Source organism: Sphingomonas sp. Leaf62, from assembly GCF_001421915.1.
Taxonomy (GTDB): domain Bacteria; phylum Pseudomonadota; class Alphaproteobacteria; order Sphingomonadales; family Sphingomonadaceae; genus Sphingomonas.
This window is the reverse complement of sequence record NZ_LMLN01000002.1, coordinates 102975-124619: the sequence shown is the minus strand read 5'-3', so window position 1 is coordinate 124619 and position 21645 is coordinate 102975. Positions and strand designations below refer to the sequence as shown.

Annotated in this window: 23 protein-coding genes and 1 other RNA gene; 8 read left to right on the top strand and 16 right to left on the bottom strand. The window is 66.3% G+C overall.

Annotated elements, in window-relative coordinates; all coding sequences use genetic code 11:
- Window position 1: 1 nt before the first annotated feature.
- From ASE91_RS01340 to rimP, 3 genes are read right to left on the bottom strand one after another with little or no spacing between them, the layout of a single operon-like run.
- Window positions 2-727 carry a DUF448 domain-containing protein gene (locus ASE91_RS01340; protein WP_056622280.1) on the bottom strand — a complete coding sequence of 242 codons (726 nt, stop codon included), beginning with the start codon at window positions 725-727 and terminating at the stop codon, window positions 2-4.
- A gap of 10 nt (window positions 728-737) precedes the next feature.
- On the bottom strand, window positions 738-2360 hold the full coding sequence (nusA, locus tag ASE91_RS01335) for a transcription termination factor NusA (RefSeq protein ID WP_056621991.1): 1623 nt from the start codon (window positions 2358-2360) through the stop codon (window positions 738-740).
- Window position 2361: 1 nt separating this feature from the next.
- On the bottom strand, window positions 2362-2922 hold the full coding sequence (gene rimP, locus ASE91_RS01330; protein ID WP_055998890.1) for a ribosome maturation protein RimP: 561 nt from the start codon (window positions 2920-2922) through the stop codon (window positions 2362-2364).
- A 185-nt stretch (window positions 2923-3107) separates the two neighbouring features.
- Between rimP and ASE91_RS01325 the strand changes: the two genes are divergently transcribed.
- Entirely contained in the window at window positions 3108-4274 is a 1167-nt protein-coding gene (locus ASE91_RS01325) for a PQQ-dependent sugar dehydrogenase (protein WP_056621990.1), read from the top strand.
- A gap of 14 nt (window positions 4275-4288) precedes the next feature.
- Here the strand turns inward: ASE91_RS01325 and ASE91_RS01320 are convergent, their stop codons facing one another.
- Window positions 4289-4705, bottom strand: coding sequence for a DUF1810 domain-containing protein (locus ASE91_RS01320; protein WP_056621989.1), 417 nt, complete (start codon window positions 4703-4705; stop codon window positions 4289-4291).
- Between the two features lie 196 nt (window positions 4706-4901).
- Between ASE91_RS01320 and ASE91_RS01315 the strand changes: the two genes are divergently transcribed.
- The gene (locus ASE91_RS01315) at window positions 4902-5444 is read left to right on the top strand and encodes a hypothetical protein (protein ID WP_055998896.1); all 543 of its coding nucleotides are present in this window, start codon (window positions 4902-4904) and stop codon (window positions 5442-5444) included.
- A 19-nt stretch (window positions 5445-5463) separates the two neighbouring features.
- On the opposite strand, the gene ubiG is transcribed toward ASE91_RS01315, so the two are convergent.
- Window positions 5464-6204, bottom strand: a complete 741-nt coding sequence (gene ubiG / locus ASE91_RS01310; protein ID WP_235530239.1) for a bifunctional 2-polyprenyl-6-hydroxyphenol methylase/3-demethylubiquinol 3-O-methyltransferase UbiG — start codon at window positions 6202-6204, stop codon at window positions 5464-5466.
- Window positions 6205-6283: 79 nt separating this feature from the next.
- On the opposite strand from ubiG, the gene ASE91_RS01305 reads away from it, so the two are divergent.
- Entirely contained in the window at window positions 6284-7534 is a 1251-nt protein-coding gene (locus ASE91_RS01305; RefSeq protein ID WP_056622277.1) for an aspartate kinase, read from the top strand.
- A 479-nt stretch (window positions 7535-8013) separates the two neighbouring features.
- Here ASE91_RS01305 and ASE91_RS01300 read toward each other — a convergent pair whose 3' ends face one another.
- Window positions 8014-8430: a secondary thiamine-phosphate synthase enzyme YjbQ gene (locus ASE91_RS01300; protein ID WP_056622275.1), complete on the bottom strand. Its 417-nt coding sequence runs from the start codon at window positions 8428-8430 to the stop codon at window positions 8014-8016.
- A gap of 89 nt (window positions 8431-8519) precedes the next feature.
- On the opposite strand from ASE91_RS01300, the gene ASE91_RS01295 reads away from it, so the two are divergent.
- Entirely contained in the window at window positions 8520-9506 is a 987-nt protein-coding gene (locus tag ASE91_RS01295) for an NAD(P)H-dependent flavin oxidoreductase (RefSeq protein ID WP_056622273.1), read from the top strand.
- Between the two features lie 275 nt (window positions 9507-9781).
- On the opposite strand, the gene ASE91_RS01290 is transcribed toward ASE91_RS01295, so the two are convergent.
- Entirely contained in the window at window positions 9782-10189 is a 408-nt protein-coding gene (locus ASE91_RS01290) for a hypothetical protein (protein ID WP_056621985.1), read from the bottom strand.
- 54 nt (window positions 10190-10243) lie between these two features.
- A complete protein-coding gene (locus tag ASE91_RS01285; protein ID WP_056621983.1) occupies window positions 10244-11257 on the bottom strand; it encodes a polyprenyl synthetase family protein in 1014 nt (337 codons plus the stop codon).
- A gap of 116 nt (window positions 11258-11373) precedes the next feature.
- Between ASE91_RS01285 and ASE91_RS01280 the strand changes: the two genes are divergently transcribed.
- Window positions 11374-11667 carry a chorismate mutase gene (locus ASE91_RS01280; protein ID WP_056621980.1) on the top strand — a complete coding sequence of 98 codons (294 nt, stop codon included), beginning with the start codon at window positions 11374-11376 and terminating at the stop codon, window positions 11665-11667.
- The gene (locus ASE91_RS01275) at window positions 11664-12773 is read left to right on the top strand and encodes a glycosidase (RefSeq protein ID WP_056621979.1); all 1110 of its coding nucleotides are present in this window, start codon (window positions 11664-11666) and stop codon (window positions 12771-12773) included. Before ASE91_RS01280 ends, ASE91_RS01275 begins: the two co-directional genes overlap by 4 nt.
- A gap of 154 nt (window positions 12774-12927) precedes the next feature.
- On the opposite strand, the gene ASE91_RS01270 is transcribed toward ASE91_RS01275, so the two are convergent.
- Complete coding sequence (locus ASE91_RS01270) at window positions 12928-13701, bottom strand: TSUP family transporter (protein WP_056621977.1); 774 nt, start codon at window positions 13699-13701, stop codon at window positions 12928-12930.
- A gap of 403 nt (window positions 13702-14104) precedes the next feature.
- Window positions 14105-14451: a transfer-messenger RNA gene (gene ssrA / locus ASE91_RS18535) on the bottom strand.
- A 42-nt stretch (window positions 14452-14493) separates the two neighbouring features.
- On the opposite strand from ssrA, the gene ASE91_RS01265 reads away from it, so the two are divergent.
- The gene (locus ASE91_RS01265; RefSeq protein ID WP_055998905.1) at window positions 14494-14925 is read left to right on the top strand and encodes an RrF2 family transcriptional regulator; all 432 of its coding nucleotides are present in this window, start codon (window positions 14494-14496) and stop codon (window positions 14923-14925) included.
- Window positions 14926-14962: 37 nt separating this feature from the next.
- Here ASE91_RS01265 and mscL read toward each other — a convergent pair whose 3' ends face one another.
- Window positions 14963-15433, bottom strand: a complete 471-nt coding sequence (gene mscL, locus ASE91_RS01260) for a large conductance mechanosensitive channel protein MscL (protein ID WP_056622271.1) — start codon at window positions 15431-15433, stop codon at window positions 14963-14965.
- 77 nt (window positions 15434-15510) lie between these two features.
- Between mscL and ASE91_RS01255 the strand changes: the two genes are divergently transcribed.
- Window positions 15511-16044, top strand: coding sequence for an NUDIX hydrolase (locus ASE91_RS01255; RefSeq protein ID WP_056621975.1), 534 nt, complete (start codon window positions 15511-15513; stop codon window positions 16042-16044).
- A gap of 320 nt (window positions 16045-16364) precedes the next feature.
- Here the strand turns inward: ASE91_RS01255 and ASE91_RS01250 are convergent, their stop codons facing one another.
- The 5 genes from ASE91_RS01250 to ASE91_RS01230 form a co-directional block, all read right to left on the bottom strand.
- Window positions 16365-17117, bottom strand: a complete 753-nt coding sequence (locus ASE91_RS01250; protein WP_082453744.1) for a class I SAM-dependent methyltransferase — start codon at window positions 17115-17117, stop codon at window positions 16365-16367.
- A gap of 1 nt (window position 17118) precedes the next feature.
- Complete coding sequence (prfB, locus tag ASE91_RS01245; protein WP_056621972.1) at window positions 17119-18246, bottom strand: peptide chain release factor 2; 1128 nt, start codon at window positions 18244-18246, stop codon at window positions 17119-17121.
- Between the two features lie 57 nt (window positions 18247-18303).
- On the bottom strand, window positions 18304-20814 hold the full coding sequence (locus ASE91_RS01240; protein WP_056621970.1) for a penicillin-binding protein 1A: 2511 nt from the start codon (window positions 20812-20814) through the stop codon (window positions 18304-18306).
- Between the two features lie 88 nt (window positions 20815-20902).
- A complete protein-coding gene (locus ASE91_RS01235) occupies window positions 20903-21271 on the bottom strand; it encodes a MerR family transcriptional regulator (RefSeq protein WP_055998915.1) in 369 nt (122 codons plus the stop codon).
- Window positions 21272-21281: 10 nt separating this feature from the next.
- Window positions 21282-21578: an integration host factor subunit alpha gene (locus ASE91_RS01230; RefSeq protein WP_055998917.1), complete on the bottom strand. Its 297-nt coding sequence runs from the start codon at window positions 21576-21578 to the stop codon at window positions 21282-21284.
- Between the last annotated feature and the right edge of the window lie 67 nt (window positions 21579-21645).

Here is a 21645-nt window from a genome sequence, read left to right as displayed (position 1 = left end):
GTTACTCAGGTTCCTGCTTCAATTGGTCGACGCCGATATGCCCGACAACGTCCGTGTCGGAAAATTGCGCCGTCGATGCGCCCTGCGAAGATGTTTCGCAAGCCGCAGGGATAGGTTCGGGTCCGATAAAGTGCAGCCAGCGGGACAGCGCGTCATTGGCTCGCTGTGCCGCCCGTGCGTCGGTCAGGCCGACATGTACCACATTTTCGCGCCCAAGCGCCAATGACAATATGGTGCGTGGGACCGGCAATGCCAATCCCTTGCGACCCGATCCTTCTTCGTCGCTGCCGACGCGCCATGCCTGCGCCAGTTTGCCGGCGCCGTCAGGGGCGGCGTCGGACGCATGGTACAGGGCGTACAGCTTGCCACTGCGTGCCGCCTTGTCGATCGCAGTGCCGCCGACGACGACGAACCCCGACTTGGCCTCCAGCCCGAGCCGGTCGAGCGCATGACGCCGCAGCGCATCCTCGACCAGTTGCGGGAGGTCGGCGGGGATCGTTAGCGTCGCGCCCTTGAACGCACGCGCCAGCGCACCCTTCAACCGCCCCTTGGCCATGGCGGTTTCCAGCTCGGCGCGCGTCACCCCGATCCACGCACCCCGGCCGGGAGCCTTGGCGCGGACATCGGGAAGGATGTCCCCATCCGGGGACAGGGCAAGCCGTACCAGCCCGTCGCGTGAGCCATGTTCACGCGACAGGATACAACTACGCTCGGGGCTGTCGGTCAGCCGTGGCGTGTCATTGTTCGGATTCCGCAACTGCGTCCTCCGAATCTTCGACCGCGACGTCCTCATCGGCGAACCAATGGGCGCGGGCGCCCATGATGATCTCGTTACCCTGTTCGTCGGTCAGGCCATATTCGGCGAGAATGCCGCCCTTAGGCGCTTCGCGCTTCGGTGCGTCGTCACCGCGACGACGCGGTTCGGTCTTCTTCTTTTCCACCAGCTCGTCGGTGGCGAGGTCGGCGAGGTCGTCGAGCGTCTTGATGCCCGCCTTACCCAGCGTCACCAGCATCGCCTCGGTCAGATACGGCAGCTCGGCCAGCGCATCCTCGACACCGAGCGCAGTGCGCTCTTCGCGGGCGGCCTGCTCGCGGCGTTCGAGCGCTTCCTGCGCACGGCTTTGCAGCTCCTGCGCAAGGTCTTCGTCGAAGCCTTCGATGCCTGCCAGTTCCTCGATCTCGACATAGGCGACTTCTTCCAGCTCGCCAAAGCCTTCGGCGACCAGCAGCTGTGCCAGCGTCTCGTCGACGTCGAGTTCCTTCTCGAACATGCCCGAGCGTTCGATGAATTCCTTCTGACGCTTTTCCGACGCATCGGCTTCGGTCAGAATGTCGATCGCCTTGCCGGTCAACTGGCTGGCGAGACGGACATTCTGGCCGCGACGACCGATGGCGAGCGACAGCTGATCGTCGGGAACGACGACTTCGATGCGGTCCTCTTCCTCGTCGAGCACGACGCGCGCGACGTTCGCCGGCTGCAGCGCGTTGACGACGAAGGTCGCGGTATCGGGCGACCACGGGATGATGTCGATCTTTTCGCCCTGCATTTCCTGCACGACGGCCTGCACGCGGCTGCCCTTCATGCCGACGCAGGCACCGACCGGATCGATCGAGCCGTCATGCGAAATGACGCCGATCTTGGCGCGCGAACCCGGATCGCGGGCAGCGGCCTTGATCTCGATGATGCCGTCGTAGATTTCGGGCACTTCCTGCGCGAACAGCTTCTTCATGAAGTCGGGATGCGCGCGGCTGAGGAAGATCTGCGGTCCGCGATTCTCGCGGCGCACGTTCAGGATCAGCGAGCGGACGCGGTCGCCGACGCGGACCGCTTCACGCGGAATCTGCTGGTCGCGGCGGATGACGCCCTCGGCGCGACCCAGATCGACGACGACGTGGCCGAATTCGACGCGCTTGACGACGCCGGTGATGATCTCACCCTGCCGGTCCTTGAATTCCTCGAACTGGCGTTCGCGTTCGGCGTCGCGCACCTTTTGCAGGATGACCTGCTTCGATGCCTGCGCCTGAATGCGGCCGAATTCGATCGGGGGAAGCGGGTCGACGATATAGTCGCCGATCGCCGCACCCTTTTGCAGCTTCTGCGCGTCCTTCTCGCCGATCTGCTTGAAATGGTCGTCGACCAGCTCGGTGACTTCGAGCACGCGCCACAGGCGGAGGTCGCCGGTATTCGGATCGAGCTTGGCGCGGATGTCGTTTTCCGACCCGTAGCGCGTCTTGGCGGCGCGCTGGATCGCGTCTTCCATCGCCTCGATCACGATGGCCTTGTCGATCATCTTTTCCGATGCGACCGCATTCGCGATCGCGATCAGTTCCGCCCGGTTGGCGGTGACGGCGGTGGCCATGTCAGTTCTGTCCTTCTGCGTCAGCCGGTTCGTCGTCGGCCGGTTCGTCTTCGTACTCGTCGGCACCCGCGGTCGAAAGCGGCGCCGTCGCCTTCAGCAGGGCATCGGTAATGACCAGTTTCGCATCGATGATCGCGGCGAAGGGGACGGTCATCGGCTTGTGCTTGCGCACGTCGATCGTGACCTGATCGCCTTCGGTGCCCATCAGGATACCGGTCAACTGCTTGCGACTGTCGATCGGGGCATCGAGCGTCACGCGCGCCTCGAACCCCTTCCAGTCGTCATAATCGGCAAGGCGCGTCAGCGGCCGGTCGATACCGGGCGACGATACCTCCAGACGATACGCTTCCTCGATCGGATCGTTTTCGTCCATCAGGTCGGAAATGCGACGCGACAGTTCGGCGCAGTCGTCGATGGTCAGCTGCCGCGTGTCGGGCCGTTCGGCCATGACCTGCAACGTCGGGTCCGACTTGCCACCGATCATCTTCACCCGCACGAGCGCGAAGCCCAGTGCCTGTGCTTCCGGTTCGATCAATCGCGTCAGTTCGGCGATATCCGCCATGCCGTCTCCATCAGCTACGCCGCTTCGCTGCCGGTCCCTGCTGGAACCGGCCTCGGCACGTTGGCGATGTCGAGGAAGCAACGTCCCTATATGTAAAATTGCATGTCTCGGCAAGGGGCACCGGATCGTGGCCGCCGGAACCGCGTTGCCGATGGCAATAACGTTATTTCGAGAGGATTCCGATAATGCCGTCATTCCGTTCGCTGATTCCCGCCGCCGCGTTGCTGGCGGCGTGCAACGCCAGCAGCGACGTGGATGCGGCGCCAGCCATCGTCGCCCCGGCCCCGACCGCCACCGCGACTCCGGCCCCCGCACCCGGCACGACCACCGGCGGCCTGTCGTTCGCGGCGCGGGAAGTGACGACGTTCAACGCGCCATGGGCGATGACCTTCCTGCCCGACGGGCGGATGCTGGTGACCGAAAAGGGCGGCACGCTGTTGCTGGTCAGCGCCGATGGCGGTCAGCGCACCACCGCCGCGACCATCCCGGTCGATTCGGCGGGGCAGGGCGGGTTGATGGACGTGGTGCTCGCCCCTGATTTCGCCAACAGCCGCCGGGTGTATCTCAGCTATTCGGTTGCCGGCAACGGGGGCAAGGGCGTCGTGCTGGCGCGCGGGGTGCTCGACGGCAACCGGCTGACCGGCATCACCGAACTGTTCCGCGCGACACCGTTCGTCGGCGGCGACGGCCATTATTCGGGCCGGATCGCGTTCGCGCCCGATGGCCAGCACCTGTTCTTCACCAATGGCGAGCGGCAGAAATTCGATCCGGCGCAGGACCCGAAGGCGACGCTGGGCAAGGTGCTGCGCCTGACGCTCGACGGACAGCCGGCGGGCGATCCGGGGCTGACCGCGAAGGGATTCCATTCGGCGGTCTGGTCGTACGGGCACCGCAATCTGCTCGGCATCGCATTCGATGCGCAGGGCAATTTGTGGGAACAGGAAATGGGACCGAAGGGCGGTGACGAGGTCAATCTGATCGTCGCCGGGCGCAATTACGGGTATCCGCTGGTGTCGGAGGGCGATCATTATGACGGCCGCCCGATCCCGCGCCACAGCACCCGCCCCGATCTGGAAGCGCCGAAGGTCGCGTGGAACCCGGTGATCTCGCCGGGCGGGCTGATCGTCTATTCGGGCAAGCTGTTCCCGCAATATGCCGGCGACCTGTTCATCGGCGGTCTGTCGAGCGAGGCGCTGGTCCGGGTCGACGTGAACGGTACCAGTGCCGCCAAGGGCGATCAGTGGCCGATGAACGCCCGCATCCGCGAGGTCGAGGAGGGACCGGACGGCGCGATCTGGGTCTTGCAGGACGGGGCCAATGCCAAGCTGCTGAAACTGACCCCGCGCGGTTGATTGCCCGCGGCTGATTACAGGCGGGCGAGCGTGGCCGGATCACGCTCGCCGCCGTAGAAGCCGTCAAGGATCGCGGCGAAAACCGGTTCGCCGCCGTCCGCTGCCGCGTCGAACAGCGTCATCGACGAGCGCAGCTTGATCGCGTCGATCGCGCCGAGGATGCGGGAGATGTCGTGACCGCGATGGGGGAGCAAGGCTTCGCTCGATTCGCGCAGCCGTTCGCCGAGCAATGGATGCGCCAGATAGGCACGGGCTTCGGCCAGATCGCGAAGCGCAAAATGCCGTGCGGTGGTGCTGTGGCCGAGGCCGGCGATCTGTGGAAACACGAACCACATCCAGTGACTGCGCTTTGCGCCGGCGCGAAGCTCGGCGAGCGCATCGGCATAGCTGTCGCGTTGCGCGGCGGTGAAGCGGTGCAGGTCGTCGTCCATCGACGGAAGATGGGAATAGCGATCCCGAAGGCCAATGCTCTGAGTCTGTTGTGGAACGCGCGGAAGGGCGAGTTTCGAGCCGGTGCCGTGGAGCGCACAACCGTGCGTTTTCCGACAGGCTCTGACAACGTTTACCATTGATCGGCGAGCCGGGCTTCGCCTAGCATCATCGCTCCAACATTCCTTGGGAGGGGATATGCATAAAAGCTGGATGGCAGCCGCGCTGGTTGCCGTGGTCGCCGCGCCGTCGACCGCGCAGACCGCCGAAGATTTTGCCGCGAAGGTCATCAACGCGCCGATGCCGGGCAGCCTGCAGGTCTATGGCATTGCGAAGCCGCCGCTGACGCGGAGCAAGGATGTCGATGGCGGCAAGATGCTGAAGCTGTCGATTCCGGGTGCCGACAAGAATCCGTGGAACATCCAGCTCCAGTCGCCGACCACCGCGCCGGTGGCGAAGGGCGACCGCCTCGTCCTCGCCTTCCACGTCCGTGCGACGGGGTTGCCGGCGGGGACCAAGGCGAAGATCGCCAGCGCCGGCATCCAGCTGAACAAGGAACCCTATACCACCATCGTCGGCGGGCCGATCGAAGCGGGTGAGGCGTTCGAGTTCCAGCAGGTGGCGGGCAAGGCCGATCGCGACTATGCGGCGGGCGAATTGATGGCGTCGCTGCAACTGGCGACGGGCAAGCAGACCTTCGAATTCGGGCCGCTGTTCATCATCAATCTCGACAAGAAGTGAAGCGGGCGGCGGCGCGGAGCTAGCCCCGCGTCGCCGTCAGGAAATAGTCGAGCGAAACGTCGTCGGACAGTTTGAAGCCGTGCGTCGCCGAGAAGGCGAGGCCGGTCGGTGGCGATACGGTCATGCCGCCGGCGCGCAGGTGCGCGGTCAGTTCGTCGGGGGTCAGGAAGCGATCCCAGTCATGGGTGCCGCGCGGGATCAGGCCGATCCCTTCGCCGACCGAGATCATCGCGAGGCGCGAGAGCGGGGTGCGGTTGGGCGTCGACACGACCAGCAGCCCGCCCGGTGCCACCGCCTGTGTCAGCGCATGGACGAAGGCGGCGGGATCGGCGACGTGCTCGATCACTTCGAGCGAGGTGACGAGGTCGAACCGGCGGCCGGCGACGGCCTCGACGCCCCCCGACAGATAGTCGATCGACAGGCCGCTCATCGCAGCATGGGCACTGGCCGCGCCGATATTTTCGGGCGCGGCATCGACGCCGGTAACCTGTCCGCCAAGCCGGGCGAGCGGTTCGGCGAGCAGCCCCGCGCCACAGCCGACGTCGAGCACCGCCTTGCCCGCCAGCGGCGTGAAGCCGACGCCGTCCCCGCCCCAATGCGAATCGATCGCGGTGCGCAGGAACGCGAGGCGTACCGGGTTCAGCCGGTGGAGCATCGCCGAGCTGCCATGCGGGTTCCACCAATCGGCGGCCATCTCCCCGAAATGGGCGGCTTCGCGCGCGACGATGCTTGATTGCGTGCCCACGGCTCTTTCGGACATAAAGATTGCTTCGCTTGCGTTCGTCATGGCGCTCTCCTATCAGCCGCCGCCATTCCCCCCAAGGATGAATGGCAAACGCATGGCGCGGATCGTGATGAAGTTCGGTGGCACCTCGATGGCGGGGATCGAACGCATTCGCAACGTCGCCGAGCGCGTGAAGCGCGAGGTCGAATCGGGCAATCAGGTCGCGGTGGTCGTGTCGGCGATGGCCGGCGATACCGACCGGCTGGTCGGCTTTTGTCGCGAGGCATCGGCGCTGTACGACCCGCGCGAATATGATGCGGTGGTGTCGTCGGGCGAACAGGTGACCAGCGGGCTGCTGGCGATCGCGTTGCAGGCGATCGGCGTGCCGGCGCGCTCGTGGCTCGGCTGGCAATTGCCGATCCGTACCAGTGACGCCCATGCGACCGCGCGGATCGAATCGATCGATACGACCGCGCTCGACGAATCGCTGGCGCGCGGCGAAGTGGCGGTGATCCCCGGATTTCAGGGCGTGACTGACGACCAGCGCATCACCACGCTGGGGCGCGGCGGGTCGGACACCTCGGCGGTGGCGATGGCGGCGGCGATGCAGGCCGATCGCTGCGACATCTACACCGATGTCGACGGCGTCTATACCACCGACCCGCGCATCGTGCCGCGCGCGCGCAAGCTGGCGCGGGTGACGTATGAGGAAATGCTCGAACTCGCCTCGGTGGGGGCAAAGGTGCTCCAGACCCGCTCGGTCGGGCTGGCGATGAAGGAACAGGTCCGCGTCCGCGTGCTGTCGTCGTTCGACGATACGCGCGACGAGGACGGATATCGTGGAACGCTGATCGTCGGCGAAGAGGAAGTGACGGACATGGAACGGCAGCTCATCACCGGCATCGCGCACGACAAGAACGAGGCGAAGATCACCCTGGTCGCCGTGCCCGACCGTCCCGGTTCGGTCGGATCGATCTTTGCCCCGCTGGCGGCAGCCGGGATCAACGTCGACATGATCGTGCAGAATATCGCCCATTCGGCGGGGTCGACCGACGTGACCTTCACCGTGCCCGCCGCCGAACTGGCCCGCGCGATCGACACGCTGGACAAGGCGAGCGGCGATATCGGTTTCGCCAAGCTGCTGCACGACACGCGGGTCGCCAAGATCTCGATCGTCGGTGTCGGCATGCGCAGCCATGCGGGCGTGGCGTCGACCATGTTCCAGACGCTGGGCGACCGCGGTATCAATATCCAGGCAATCACCACGTCGGAGATCAAGGTCAGCGTGCTGATCGAAGAGGATTATACCGAGCTGGCGGTGCGGGTGCTGCACACGGCCTATGGGCTGGACGCGGTCGACGCTTGATCCGGCGGCCCCGGAGGGTGGGGCTGGAAGTTGGCGAAGTTGACAGGACGTCGGGGTCGTGCAGCGGCCCCGGCGTTTTGTTTTTTGTTGTGGGTCAGGGGGTTGGCGGCTTGTCAGGGCGGCGGGGCTGCATCGAAGTTGACACGGGGGCGCTTGCAACCATCCGCGTGTCACCCTTGACTTGATCGAGACCACTGCGAAAGTACCTAGTCCGGTCCCCTTCCGTACCCCCGCACAGGCGGGGTACGGTGCGTTTTTGGCGAAGCTTGCGACTTTCGCAGAGTTCTCGACTTGACCCGCGGTCCCTTGCGATGTGGTGGATCAAGGCTTCGCGGAAGGCGAAGGCTTACGAGGAGAAAGAGCTTCGCGACGTTGGCAGGGTTGGCGGGTGTAGGAAAGCGCTTCCCGGCCGCCCCTCCGTATGCGGAAATCCCCCTCCACCAGCTTCGCTGGTCCCCCTCCCCGTGCCGGGGAGCATGTTATTCGCCGAGCAGGTGGACGGCGACCCTCCGGCGGTGCGCGCCTTTGCGGTGTTCGAACAGGTAGATGCCCTGCCAGATGCCGAGCACCGGGCGGTGGCCGATAACGGGAATCGACAGCGACGTGTTGGTCAGCGCCGTGCGCAGATGCGCGGGCATGTCGTCCGGCCCTTCCTCGTCATGGGCGTAGCGGTCGCTTTCGGGGGCGATGTGGCGGAAGAAGCGTTCGAGGTCGTCGCGCGCGGCGGCGCTGGCATTTTCCTGCACCAGCAGCGAGGCCGAGGTGTGGCGGCAGAACAGCGTCAGCAATCCGTCGCCGATGCCGGTCGCCTCGACCCAGTGGCGGACCTGCCCGGTCATCAGGACCAGCCCCTGTCCGTTGGTGGTGACCACCAGCTCGCCATGTTCCTGTCGCATCATCGTCCCTGCTTGCCCGAAGCCGCCCGCCCGCGCTAGGCGGGGCAATGACCAACGCTTCGATCGGCGCCGAGCGCCTTGAGCGCCGCATGGCGCGCGGCCGGGACTTCCTCGGTTCCGAGTCCGCGATCCTGTGTGGCGCGATGTCGTGGGTGTCCGAGCGCAACCTCGTCGCCGCCATCTCCAACGCCGGCGGGTTCGGCGTGATCGCATGCGGGGCGATGACCCCCGAGCTGCTCGATGCGGAGATCGCCGGGACCAGGGCGCTGACGGACAAGCCGTTCGGCGTGAACCTGATCACCATGCACCCGGCGCTCTTCGACCTGATCGACGTGTGCGGGCGGCATGGCGTCACCCATGTCGTGCTGGCCGGCGGCCTGCCGCCCAAGGGGTCGCTGGAGGCGATCAAGGCGACGGGGGCCAAGGTCATCGCCTTCTCCCCCGCGCTTGCGCTGGCGAAAAAGCTGATCCGGTCGGGCGCGGATGCGCTGGTGATCGAGGGGATGGAGGCGGGCGGCCATATCGGCCCGGTGTCGACCAGCGTGCTGGCGCAGGAAATGCTGCCCGAGGTCGCGGACCAGGTACCGGTGTTCGTCGCGGGCGGAATCGGCCGGGGCGAGGCGATCGCCGGCTATCTCGACATGGGCGCGGCGGGGGTCCAGCTCGGCACGCGCTTCGTCTGCGCGACCGAATCGATCGCGCATCCGGCGTTCAAGAAGGCGTTCCTGCGCGCATCGGCGCGCGATGCGGTGGCCAGCGTCCAGATCGACGCGCGCCTGCCGGTCATCCCGGTGCGCGCGCTCAAGAATGCCGGGGGCGAGCTGTTCACCGCCAAGCAGCGCGAAGTGGCGCAGATGCTCGACGAAGGCGGCGTCGCGATGGCCGAGGCGCAGTTGCAGATCGAACATTACTGGGCAGGCGCGCTGCGCCGCGCGGTGATCGACGGCGATGTCGAGCATGGCAGCCTGATGGCCGGGCAGTCGGTCGGCATGGTGACGAAGGAAGAACCGGCGGCGGAGATCATCGCGACGCTGATGGCCGAGGCGGCGCAGGCGCTGGAGAAGCGGGCGGTTTGAGGCCAAAGGTCACAAAGGTCACACTTGCACGCGGTTTGCGTCGGTGACGTCGATGGGCTGATCGGTGCGCGGTTTTTGCGCGTCCGGGTCGGGGTGGCAACGATGCGACAGAGCGTTGGGTGAGCCTGTCATGGGTTTGTGGTGTAGGAAAGTACGGGGCGGTTGCCGGGTGGCGTAGGTTCACCTTGCCTTCGCCGGGGTAAGACCCGGGTTTGGCTCCGTTCGGGACCCTCGTCGTGGCTCGATCAAGTCCGGAGTCACGGGATTGGGCGGGGTCAGCGCGGCGCCGGGCCGTCCTCTGCCAGCCAGGCCAGTGCCGGATCGCGTGCTTCGAACAGGGCGATGTTCGGCGCGAGTCGCTTCGCCTGCATTTTCAGCAGCATGCTGTTGGCGACGATCGCAATGCGGCGGGAGGAGACGCCGGGATTGGCGGCGATCTGTTCGAGCAGGGGCAGCACCTCGCGCGGCTGGACCGCGAACTGCGTCATGTCGAACAACGTGACCTGCTGTCCCAGCGGACAGCCCAGCGCCGGCAGTCGGCCAAGCATCGTCGCCAACGCATCGCGGAACCGCGCCACGATCGCCGGGTCCCATAGCCCGCGCAGGTCGATGTCGAGCAGCTTGCGTGCCGGATCGATGCGGATGGTGAAGGCGGCGTCGTCGAGCGTCAGCGAATCAGGCATGGTAACCTACTCCGCCATCAGCGGTTTTGGCGCAACCGGACACGGCCGGTCCGATCAATAGGCGCGGCGAACCGCGAATTCGACCGCCTCGACCATCGCGTCCTTTGCCGGGCCGTCGGGGAAGCGACCGATCGCGTCGATCGCGCGCTGGCCGTAATGGCGGGCGCGGGCGAGCGTGTCGTCGACCGCGCGCGACGACTGGACCAGGGTGATCGCATGGGCGAAATCGGCGTCGCCGGCGCGCTTGCCCGACACCGCGTCGCGCCAGAAGCTGCGCGCGGTTTCATCGCCGCGGGCATAGGCGAGGATGACCGGCAGCGTCATCTTGCCTTCGCGGAAATCGTCGCCGGCATCCTTGCCCATGGTATCGGCGTCGGACACGTAATCGATGGCGTCGTCGACCAGCTGGAACGCGATGCCGAGATTGCGGCCATAGGCGTCGAGCGCCGCTTCGTCGGCGTCGGGGCGTTCGGCGACGATCGCGGCGATGCGGCAGGCGGCGGCGAACAGCGCGGCGGTCTTTGCGCCGATAATGTCGAGATAGCGATCCTCGGGCGTGTCGATGCGGCGGATCGCGGTCAGCTGGTTGACCTCGCCCTCGGCAATGACCGCGGACGCGCCCGACAGGACGCGCAGCGCCTTCAGGCTTTCGGCCTCGACCATCAGTTCGAAGCTTTTGGAAAACAGGAAGTCGCCGACCAGCACGCTGGCGGGGTTGCCCCAGATGATGTTGGCGGTGCGCTTGCCCCGGCGCAGGTCCGATCCGTCGACCACATCGTCGTGGAGCAGCGTCGCGGTGTGGATGAATTCGACCGCCGCCGACAGCAGATGGTGGCGCGTGCCGCCATAGCCGATCAGCCGGGCCGCGGCGAGCGTCAGCATCGGCCGCATCCGCTTGCCCCCGCCCGCGATCAGGTGGCCGGCGAGTTCGGGGATCAACGGAATCTTCGATTGCATCCGGTCGAGAATGACCGAATTCACGCGATTCATATCATCGGCGACGAGCGCCATCAGCGGATCGAGCGAAGGTTCGGTGCGCTTGTCGAGGCGGTGCAGGGTAGCCGTCATGTCCCAGCGATGTGGCGGTTCGGACACGCGAACGCAAGGGAAAGGCGGGGTTGCGCCGCACGTCCGGTCGCGCGAAAGGGGCATATTCCGGCACCGACCGCCCATGAAGGACGCCCATGCACGACGCGACGCTGCAACGCTTTCGCCAGAGCATCGACAATATCGATGCCGCGCTGGTCTTTTTGCTGGCCGAGCGGTTCAAGGTGACGCAGGCGGTCGGCCGCTACAAGGCGGACGAAGGGCTGCCCGCCGCCGATCCGGGGCGCGAGGAAGCGCAGATCGCGCGGCTGCGGTCGCTGGCCCGCGATGCCGATCTCGACCCCGAATTTTCGGAGAAGTTCCTGCGGTTCATCATCGACGAGGTGATCCGCCATCACCGGTCGATGCAGGACGGCGGTCCGGCCGCGTGAGCGACGACCGGATCGTCTTCGCCCCCGACGATGTCGACCTGACCCGATCGCCGCTGCGGCGGGGCATCTTAGAGCCGACCTATGTGCTGGGGGCGTTCAATCCGGCGCTGACGCGGTTGCCGAACGGCAATCTGCTGCTGCTGGTGCGGATCGCCGAGGCGTTGCGCGAACCGGTGCGCGACGGACAGGTGCGATCGATCCGCTGGACGCCGGGCGGCTATGTGCTCGACGGGTTTGCGGCCGACGCGGCCGATATGCGCGATCCGCGATTCTTCGCGCTGACGGGCGGGGCCTATCCGTTTCTGGGGCTCACGTCGCTGTCATGGCTGTTGCCGGTCGAATTGTCGGCCGATGGCCAGCGGGTGGTGGCGGTGCATTACGACCGCGCGGTCGAACCCTCCGCAGAATACGCGCAATATGGCATCGAGGACCCGCGGATCGTGGCGATCGACGGCGTGTACTGGATGACGGTGTGCGGCGTGTCGGGCGGGCGGCTGTGCACGGTGATGTACCGGTCGGACGACGGACTTGGCTGGCAGTCGCAGGGCATGGTGCTCGACCATGGCAACAAGGACATGGTCCCGTTCGAGGGGCGGGTCGGCGAGCGGTTCGTGTCGCTGACCCGGCCGCTGTCGGATGCGTGGTTCGTGGCATCGCCCGACGGTGCGGAGGGCAGCGGGCCGAGCATCAACCTCGCCACCTCGCCCGACATGCTGCACTGGCGGCCGCTCGCCGAACCGGCGCTGCGGCCGTTGAAGGGCGCGGCGGCCTATAAGCTGGGCGGGGGCACGCCGCCGGTGCGGACCGCGCGCGGGTGGATGCTGCTGTATCATGGCGTCGAGAAGCAGGGGGCGGTCGGGGTGTACCGGACCTATCGCGCGCTGATCGATGCGGATGCGCGCCGGGTGCTGGAGCGCGACGAACCGGTCGTGGTGCTGGCGGCGGCACCAGCGCTGATCGCACCGTTCGCGCATCAGGCATATCTGCCGCAGCCGGTGGTGTTCACGACCGGCATCGTCCGCGACGGCGACGACTGGATCGTCGCGTCGGGGGAGGCGGATCTGGCGTGCCGGCTGACCCGGATCGCGGGGCGGCGGCTGGATTGAAGCGTCTCTTTCCCGTTCGGTTCGAACAGCTTCGAGCCTGTCGAGAAGCGTCCGTCGAGAACTTGGTCGCTTGGGGCAACGCCTTCTCGACTTCGGTTCTCGACAGGCTCGAACCTGCGCTCGAAGTAAACGGATGGGCGTGTAAGGGGCCGGATTAAATACCCAGCCACATCCGCAGCGGGTTGGCCGGGTCGGCCAGCAGCTTCACCGTCAGTGCCAGCGACAGGACGACCAGCAGCGGCCGGATCGCGCGCCCGCCCCAGCGGATCGCGAGCGCTGCGCCGACCTGCCCCCCGGCAAGGCTGGCGAGCGCCATGGCAAGGCCCAGCGTCCACCACACATGGCCGCCCGCGACCAGCACGGTGACCCCGGCCAGATTGCTGGCGAGGTTCAGCAGCTTGGTATGCGCCACCGCGCGCGTCGCGCCCATGCCGGCGGCGGTGACCAGCAGCAGGGTGAAGAACGATCCGGTGCCGGGTCCGAAAAATCCGTCATAGCTGCCGATCGCCGCGATCGCGAGCAGCAGGCCGGCCGGGGCAAGGCGGACATGGGTATCCACGTCGGACAGGCGCGGCCCGAACAGAAAATACAGTGCCATCGCGACCAGCAGGACCGGCAGCACCGCCGACAGGAAATGCGGGTCGATCGCCTGCACCAGTGCCGCGCCGCCCGCCGCCCCGGCGAACGAGGCGAGCGCGGGCCAGGTGAAGCGGCGCAGGTCGATATGCCCCTTGCGCCAGAAGGCGAAGGTCGCGCCGGCGGTGCCGCACGCGCTTTGCAGCTTGTTGGTGCCCAGCGCCGCGACCGGCGGCACCCCGGCGGCAAGCAGCGCGGGCAGGGTGATGAGCCCCCCGCCGCCCGCCATCGCATCGAGCGTGGCCGCGCCGAACGCGACCAGCATGAGCAGGGCGATGAGATCGAGGTCCATGGGACGCGGGCTTAGCGGGGGTCGTGGCGGCGGGAAACCTCTTGCCCCGGCCCAATCGTCATTCCCGCGCAGGCGGGAATCGATAGCCTATGGCGTCGCTGCTTCATCGCTAGTGCCAGCGTATCTGGATTCCCGCCTTCGCGGGAATGACGAGAAGCTGCGACGGAACCGCGCAACGGTGGTGGGACCAGACGATACCGGCACGGCGTGCTTCCCTGCCACAAACGTCATGCCGGCGCAGGCAGGGATCTCCCGGTATGACCGGGGAATGCTGACCGCGGGCGACGCTCCGGACGGGCTGCACGCAAGAGCCGCAGGAGACCCCAGCCTTCGCTGGGGTGACGTGTTAATCTGGAAATATGTCAGTGGGGAGCTTCTGTTGCCCGGTGCCCCCCGTACCGCTGGAATCCGATTCTGTTGCCCGGTTCGGTCCAACCGCGCTATTTTGGAGTAACTTCAGGCCGTGAGGCCCTTAGTTACGCCGCAATCGCGAGTGCTTCGTTATCGTTGGCACTTGTGTGTATGGGCCGTTGCGGTGGTCCCATTCCGAACGAAAACAGCGCTTTTCAACACACGTCGATCCTGGTTCGGCCCCGTCAGAAACGGTGTCCAGAAACACCACCTTATGGTGGAGCCGCCGGGTACTGCCCCCGGGTCCGCTGCGTCTATTGCACGCCGCAATTTATCGTCATAGCCGGCTGGAAGCCGGCACCGACCCATATAGGCGGTTGTCCCGGCTTTGAAAAGAAGCCGACTTCCATTGCTGTAGCGCAAGTGGCATGGCGGGGGACGATGTTGACCCAGCGTTCCCGCTATGCGTTGCGCGCGATGCTGTTCCTTGCCGAACAACCCGCGGGCGAGGCGCCCATGCCGATGCACCGCATCGCCACCGCCGCGAACGTGCCGCGCAAATTCCTCGAACTGATCCTCGCCGACCTGCGCGAGGCCGGCTTTCTGTCGTCGACGCGGGGCAAGGCGGGTGGCTATCACCTCGCGCGCGCGGCGCATCTGATCTCGCTGGGTGAGATCATCCGCGTGATCGAGGGGCCGCTGGCGCTGGTGCCGTGCGTCAGCCGCACCGCCTATCGCCCGTGCGGCGACTGCAAGGACGAGGCGAGCTGCGCGATCCGCCACGCCATGGCACGGGTGCGCGACGAGACCGCGCGGATTCTCGACGGCACCAGTCTGGCGCAGGCGGCGGCGCTGGAGTTGGCGGCGGCGTAAGGTGCCACAGCCCGTCCCCACAGGGAGGGGCGGCAGGTCACATTTCCGGCCGTGCCCGCGCCGCGCGCAGTTCGTCGCGGATTTCGCGGAGCAGTGCGATGTCAGCCGGATCGGCGGCGGGCGGGGCTTCGCCGGTCTTCTGCTCTTCGTGCACCACCGCGATCGCGCGGTTCACGAACTTGACCAGCAGGAAGACGATGAAGGCGAGGATCAGGAAGTTGATGATCACGCTGATGAATTCGCCATAGCCGAACAGCGGCACGCCTGCCGCCTTGAGTGCGGCATAGTTGTCGGGCGAACCGGTATAGCTGGCCGGAATCGGGCCCAGTTGCAGGAAATAACTGGAGAAATCGAACCCGCCGAAGAGATAGCCGATCACCGGCATGATGATGTCGTCGGTCAGCGATTTGGTGATCGTACCGAATGCCGCTCCGATGATGACGCCGACCGCCAGGTCGAGGACGTTGCCGCGCGCGACGAAGGTTCGGAATTCCTTGATCATTCCCATGACCATCTCCCCATGGTTGAGGCCGCTGTTGTGCTTCGATACGGTGGCGGCACGCAAGGGCCATGACAGGAAGTTCGATGATCGACAGCGACGCTCCCGAAGAAGTGATGTGGGCAGGACGCTTCATCACCGCGAAGAAACGCGGGCGATGGGAATATGTCGGGCGCGCCAACGGCATCGGCGCGGCAGTGATCGTGGCGATCGACGACGGGCATGTGCTGCTGGTCGAGCAATATCGCGTGCCGCTGGGCCGGGCCTGTATCGAACTGCCCGCCGGGCTGGTCGGCGACGACAGCGCCGGCGAAGCGGCGGCGGTCGCGGCGGCGCGCGAGCTGGAGGAAGAGACCGGCTATCGCGCGGGCAGCATAACCTCGCTCGGCGAATATCATTCGTCGCCGGGGATGGTGTCGGAAAGCTTCACGCTGTTCCGTGCGGGCGCATTGACGCGGGTCGGCGATGGCGGCGGGGTGCCGGGGGAGGACATCATCGTCCACCGGGTGGCGCTGGCGGAACTGGCCGGGTTCGTCGCGGAACAACGGGCGGCGGGGAAGGCGGTCGATGTGAAGTTGCTGTTGCTGCTGGCACCGGTTTTGTTGACCGAAAGCAGATAGCCGTTTGTCCTGCGTAGCCCCTTCGACTGCCTGCCTGCGGCCGTCGCTCAGGGCAGGCATCGAGCTTGTCGAAATGGTGTATCGAAGGATACGTGCCGCGGGTTCTTTGATACGGTTTTCGACAAGCGCACCCCCTACTCAGCACGAACGGAAAACGTCCCAAATTTCCCTCTTCCGTTTGCTTCGAGCGCAGGTTCGAGCCTGTCGAGAACCGAAGTCGAGAAGGGGGTGCCCCAAGCGGGCCGGTTCTCGACGGACGTGTCTCGACACGCTCGAAACTGCTCGAACTGAACGGGTTGGGATCAGGTTGGGTAAGGCCGTCAGCCCTTGTGGTTGCCGCTCGGACTCGCGCTGGGCGTGGGTACGCGGCACGGGACGATCCTGTCCGGCGCGGGCCGTGCGCCCTGCGGGGTGAACATCGCGATATAGCCGCCGGCCGAAGGCATTTTCCGCAGCTCGACCATCGTATAGCCGACCGCCTCGAATTCGCATTTCAGCAGCGCCGGCGGGGTGCCGTGATTCTGGGTCGGGCGGTCGGCGTCGACCACCACCACGCGGCCACCGGGGCGCAGCGACGGGCGCAGGTTCCACAGGAACGCATAGGGTTCGGCGATCTCATGGTACATATGCACCATCAATACCCGGTCGAAACTGTTCGCGGGCAGCTTCGCGTCGTCGGGTTCGCCCAGCCGCACGCTGACATTGTCGAACCGTTCGCGCGCCACGCGCTGCGCCAGCGCGTCGCGGATCTGCGGGATGATGTCTTCGGCCAGCACCCGCCCGTCCGGGCCGACGCGCTGCGCCATGCGGATGGTGTAATAGCCCTCGCCCGCGCCGATATCGGCGACGGTCATGCCGGGCGCGATGCCGGCGCGGTCCATCACCAGTTCGGCCTCGTTCAGCCGGTCGCGCGCTTCCTCGGTCGACCAGCGCGCCGACACGATCGTCGCCACCGGCCGGTCGGCCTTTGGAAAGTCGTGTTCGTCCTCCCGCTGCGCATTGGCACCCGCACTCGGCTGCGTCGCATCGCAGCCGGCCAGCAGGAACAGCAGGGCCGGGAGGACGCGGCGCATCTCAGTCGACATCCTCGACTTCGACCGCTTCGCCGGTCACCCGCTGCGACAGTGCCGCTGCCATGAACGGGTCGAGCGCGCCGTCGAGCACGTCGCCCGGCGCGGTCGAGACGACGCCGGTGCGCAGGTCCTTCACCATCTGGTACGGCTGCAACACGTACGACCGGATCTGGTGACCCCAGCCGATATCGGTCTTGGTCGCGTTCTCCGCATTGGCCTCCGCCTCGCGGATCGCCAGTTCGCGTTCGTACAGGCGGGCGCGCAGCTGGTTATAGGCCTCCGCCTTGTTCTTGTGCTGCGATCGCTGGTTCTGACACTGCACGACGATGCCGGTCGGAATGTGCGTAATCCGCACCGCCGAATCGGTGGTGTTGATGTGCTGACCACCGGCACCCGACGCGCGATAGGTATCGATGCGCAGGTCGCTTTCGTTATACTCGACCTCGATATTATCGTCGATCACCGGATAGACCCAGATCGACGCGAACGAGGTGTGCCGGCGCGCCGCGCTGTCATAGGGGCTGATGCGGACCAGCCGGTGGACGCCGCCTTCGGTCTTGGCGAAACCGTACGCATTCTCGCCCTTGATCAGCAGCGTCGCCGATTTGATGCCCGCCTGTTCGCCGGTATGCTGGTCGACCAGTTCGACCTTCATGCCGCGGCGTTCGGCCCAGCGGGTGTACATGCGTTGCAGCATGCCGGCCCAGTCCTGGCTCTCGGTCCCGCCTGCGCCGGCGTTGATCTCGATATAGGTGTCGTTGGCATCGGCTTCACCCGACAACAGCGCCTGTACCTTGTCATGATCGGCACGCCGGGCGAGTTCGGCGAGGTTGGCGACGCCTTCGTCGGCCATCTCGGCATCGCCTTCCTCGTCGGCCATCTCGATCAGTTCGACGGTGTCGGACAATTCACGCTCGATGGTGCGGGTGGCGGTGATCGCCTCGTCCAGCCGGCGGCGTTCGCGCATGACGTCCTGCGCGGCCTTGGGATCGTTCCACAATGCCTGGTCCTCGACGCGCGCGTTCAGCTCGTCGAGCCGACGCAGCGCGCGGTCCCAGTCGAGGAAGCGGCGCAGCAGCGAGAGCGCATCGTTGATCTTGTCTACATGGGCTTGCGCTTCGGCGCGCATGGGGAAACTCCGGGAATAAGCGTAATCAGGGGGAATGCCGTCGATATGGGCGGCGCGCTAGTAGATTCCCCCTTCGCGTTGCAAGAAGTCGCTGTCACGCGGTTGCGCCTGTTGTTGGGTGGGCATGGCGCGGGTCGGATCGCGGGTCACCGGCGCGCGTGCTGCGCCCAGCCGTCCGGTGGCGCGGCGCGCCTCGGTCTCGGGCTTGAACGCTTCCCAGATCACCGCCGCCTTGGGATCGGTCGTCGGCCACGCGCCATAGACCGGGCGACCACTGGCACGATCGATGCGGACCATGCGGATGCCGGCGGGCGCGCGGAACGGCAGTGCCTCCATGTCCTGATAGGCCTTGACCGCGAATGTCTTGTAGATCGGCGCGGCGATCGTCCCGCCCTGCGCATAGCCGCCGAGATTGCGGGGGCTGTCGAAACCGAGATAGAGGCCGGCGATCATCTGCGGCGTGCCGCCGACGAACCAGACATCGGTCGGACCGGTCGAGGTGCCGGTCTTGCCCATGATCGGACGATTGAGGTCGCGCAGCGTCGTGGCGGTGCCGCGCTGGATCACCCCTTCCATGATGTGGACCATCTGGTACGCGCTCATCGCGTCCATGACCTGCCGCGACCTGATCTGCGGACGCGGCATCGGCTTGCCGTCCCAATCGGGCGCGTTGCAGCCGTCGCAGGCGCGCCAGTTTTCGGGCAGGATCACCTTGCCGCGCCGGTCCTGCACGAAATCGATGACCGTGGGTTTCAGCTCGCGGCCCTGATTGGCGAGGATCGAATAGGCGTTGACCATGCGCAGCACCGTCGTCTCGCCTGCGCCCAGTGCATAGGAGAGATAGGGCGGGAATTTCTCGTCGCTGATGCCGACGCGCTGGATCAGGTCGTTGACCTTGTCCATGCCGGTCTGGGCGGCGGCGCGCACCGTCATCAGGTTGCGCGACTGTTCGACGCCCCAGCGCATGGTGTGCGGGCCGGCCCCGCCACCGCCGAAGTTGCGGAAGCATTTCTGGCCCAGCCGACCGCCCTGATTGACGCAGAACGGGCCGTCGACGATGATCGAGGCGGGGGTCATCCCTGCCTCCAGCGCGGCGGCATAGACGATCGGCTTGATCGTCGATCCGGGCTGGCGCATCGCCTGCGTCGCGCGGTTGAACGACTGGATACGGCTGTCGAACCCGCCCTGCATCGCGAGGATGCGGCCGGTGCGCGGGTCCTCGACCACCATCCCGCCCGACACGCGCGGGACCGAGCGCAGCGACCAGTCGCCGCCCGCCGGCGCCACGGCGAGGATGTCGCCACGCCGGATCGCGCCGAATGCGTTGCCGGTGCCGCCGCGGACCGGCATCTGCGCATTGCCGCGCGGCAACGTGCCGGTGCGGCCGTCGGCAAAGCCGATCCGCGCCTCGCCGGCCTCCTTGTCGATGACGATCGCGGCCTGCCAATCCTGATAATCGACGCCGATATTGGTGTTGAGCAGCGCCTGTTGCCAATTGTCGCCGTCGATCGTCGTGCGCGGCTTGTTGAGCGGACCGGACCAGCCGCGCCCCGCATCGAACCGGATGAGGCCGCTGCGCAGCGCGTCCTGCGCATCGACCTGAATCTTGGGGTCGAGCGAGGTGCGGACCCACAGGCCGCCGGCATAGACGCTGTACGGACCGTCCTTTGCATTTTCCCCGAACTGGCCGAGCAGCTGGCGGCGGACTTCCTCGATGAAATAGCCACCCGCCGTTTCCTGTCGCGGGGTCTGGCGCGGGATGGTGCCGAGCGGCTGGACGATGGCGGCGGCGCGCTGGGCACCGGTGATGAAGCCGTTGCGCTCCATTTCGCCCAGCACCCAGTTGCGACGGGTGATCGCGCGATCATATCCGCGTTCGGGCGTGTAGTTCGACGGCCCTTTCGGCAGGATTGCCAGATACGCCATTTGCGGCAGCGTCAGCTCGCGCAGTTCCTTGCCGAAATAGGCGTGGGCGGCGGCCTCCACGCCGAACGCGTTGCGGCCAAGCGCGATCTGGTTGAGATAGAGTTCGAGGATCTGCTGCTTGGTCAGCGCATTCTCGATGCGATAGGCGAGCAGTGCCTCCTTCGCCTTGCGGACATAGCTGACCTCGCTGGTCAGCAGCAGGTTCTTGGCCACCTGTTGCGTGATCGTCGACGCGCCGATCGGGCGACCGTCGTTGCGCAGATTGGTGAGCATCGCCGATGCGATGCCGGGATAGTCTACGCCGTGATGCTCGAAAAACGTCCGGTCCTCGGCGGCGAGGAACGCGCGGACCAGCAGCGGCGGATATTCGGCGTAGGACAGCTGCACGCGCCGTTCGCGAGCATAGCTGTGAATCGGATCGCCCGCGATCCCGCGGACATTGGTCGGCAGCGGGGGTTCATAGGCGCGCAGCGAATCGACGGAGGGCAAGGTGCGCCACAGCAGCAGCCAGATCAGGAACACGCCGATCCCCGACAGCAACAACGCAAAGGCAGGCAGGCGGAACCACCACCGTCGCCGAATGCGGGCGAAACGGTCCCGCCGGCCAGGCGCGGGGGAGGTGTCGGTATTGGATACGCTCATCGCCCGCGCGGTTTAGCAGGTTTGGCCGTCGGGGAAAGCGGCGCGTGGATCGGCCGATGGTACAGTGCTGCGTCGGCACGCCGCCCTGCTAATCGGCCGCGTTATCGGCCGCCAGCGCATCGGCGAGAAGCGAGCGAATCGCACGCAATTCGATGATGCGGGCGGCACGGCGCGGGATCGGAGCAACGGGTATGGCAGGGGCCTTCGCCTCCTGCGCCAGCAATTGCTGCACGCCGCGCACGGTATAGCCCTGGTCGCCCAGCAGCGTCTGGATACGGCGCAACAGCGTCACATCCTCCGGCCGGTAATAGCGGCGGTCGCCGGCGCGGGTCAGCGGGCGGATCTGCGGGAAACGCCCTTCCCAATAGCGGAGCCGATGCTGCGGCACCCCCAGTTCACGCGCCACTTCGCCGATCGTGCGATAGGCGTTGGCGGATTTGTCGACCGGGGGTGGCAATCGGCCTCGTTCAGTTGGTGGTGATGCGGTCGCGCATCATCTGGCTGGCACGGAAGGTCAGGACGCGACGCGGCGCGATCGGCACTTCGACCCCGGTCTTGGGATTGCGGCCGATCCGCTCACCCTTGTCGCGCAGCACGAAGCTGCCGAAGCCCGAAATCTTGACGTTTTCGCCCTGCGACAGCGCTTCGCACATATGATCGAGTATCTGTTCGACGACACGCGCGGAATCGGCACGCGACAGACCGATCTCGCGATGCATCTCTTCAGAGAGATCGGCGCGGGTCAGGGTGCCATCGGAAACCATTGGTGAAATCCTTTTTCATCTACACCAGTTGCCGGTAGCACAGCGTATACGAAGATTCAAAAATACT

Coding starts and splice junctions, on each gene's coding strand:
- nusA (WP_056621991.1), bottom strand. CDS start 2,360: ATGGCCACCGCCGTCACCGCCAACCGGGCGGAACTGATCGCGATCGCG.
- ASE91_RS01295 (WP_056622273.1), top strand. CDS start 8,520: ATGGCGCGCGGCCGGGACTTCCTCGGTTCCGAGTCCGCGATCCTGTGT.
- ASE91_RS01315 (WP_055998896.1), top strand. CDS start 4,902: ATGCATAAAAGCTGGATGGCAGCCGCGCTGGTTGCCGTGGTCGCCGCG.
- ASE91_RS01270 (WP_056621977.1), bottom strand. CDS start 13,701: ATGGACCTCGATCTCATCGCCCTGCTCATGCTGGTCGCGTTCGGCGCG.
- ASE91_RS01290 (WP_056621985.1), bottom strand. CDS start 10,189: ATGCCTGATTCGCTGACGCTCGACGACGCCGCCTTCACCATCCGCATC.
- ASE91_RS01255 (WP_056621975.1), top strand. CDS start 15,511: ATGATCGACAGCGACGCTCCCGAAGAAGTGATGTGGGCAGGACGCTTC.
- mscL (WP_056622271.1), bottom strand. CDS start 15,433: ATGGGAATGATCAAGGAATTCCGAACCTTCGTCGCGCGCGGCAACGTC.
- ASE91_RS01265 (WP_055998905.1), top strand. CDS start 14,494: ATGTTGACCCAGCGTTCCCGCTATGCGTTGCGCGCGATGCTGTTCCTT.
- ASE91_RS01280 (WP_056621980.1), top strand. CDS start 11,374: ATGCACGACGCGACGCTGCAACGCTTTCGCCAGAGCATCGACAATATC.
- ASE91_RS01305 (WP_056622277.1), top strand. CDS start 6,284: ATGGCGCGGATCGTGATGAAGTTCGGTGGCACCTCGATGGCGGGGATC.
- ASE91_RS01250 (WP_082453744.1), bottom strand. CDS start 17,117: ATGCGCCGCGTCCTCCCGGCCCTGCTGTTCCTGCTGGCCGGCTGCGAT.
- ubiG (WP_235530239.1), bottom strand. CDS start 6,204: ATGTCCGAAAGAGCCGTGGGCACGCAATCAAGCATCGTCGCGCGCGAA.
- ASE91_RS01300 (WP_056622275.1), bottom strand. CDS start 8,430: ATGCGACAGGAACATGGCGAGCTGGTGGTCACCACCAACGGACAGGGG.
- ASE91_RS01285 (WP_056621983.1), bottom strand. CDS start 11,257: ATGACGGCTACCCTGCACCGCCTCGACAAGCGCACCGAACCTTCGCTC.
- ASE91_RS01240 (WP_056621970.1), bottom strand. CDS start 20,814: ATGAGCGTATCCAATACCGACACCTCCCCCGCGCCTGGCCGGCGGGAC.
- rimP (WP_055998890.1), bottom strand. CDS start 2,922: ATGGCGGATATCGCCGAACTGACGCGATTGATCGAACCGGAAGCACAG.
- ASE91_RS01325 (WP_056621990.1), top strand. CDS start 3,108: ATGCCGTCATTCCGTTCGCTGATTCCCGCCGCCGCGTTGCTGGCGGCG.
- prfB (WP_056621972.1), bottom strand. CDS start 18,246: ATGCGCGCCGAAGCGCAAGCCCATGTAGACAAGATCAACGATGCGCTC.
- ASE91_RS01230 (WP_055998917.1), bottom strand. CDS start 21,578: ATGGTTTCCGATGGCACCCTGACCCGCGCCGATCTCTCTGAAGAGATG.
- ASE91_RS01320 (WP_056621989.1), bottom strand. CDS start 4,705: ATGGACGACGACCTGCACCGCTTCACCGCCGCGCAACGCGACAGCTAT.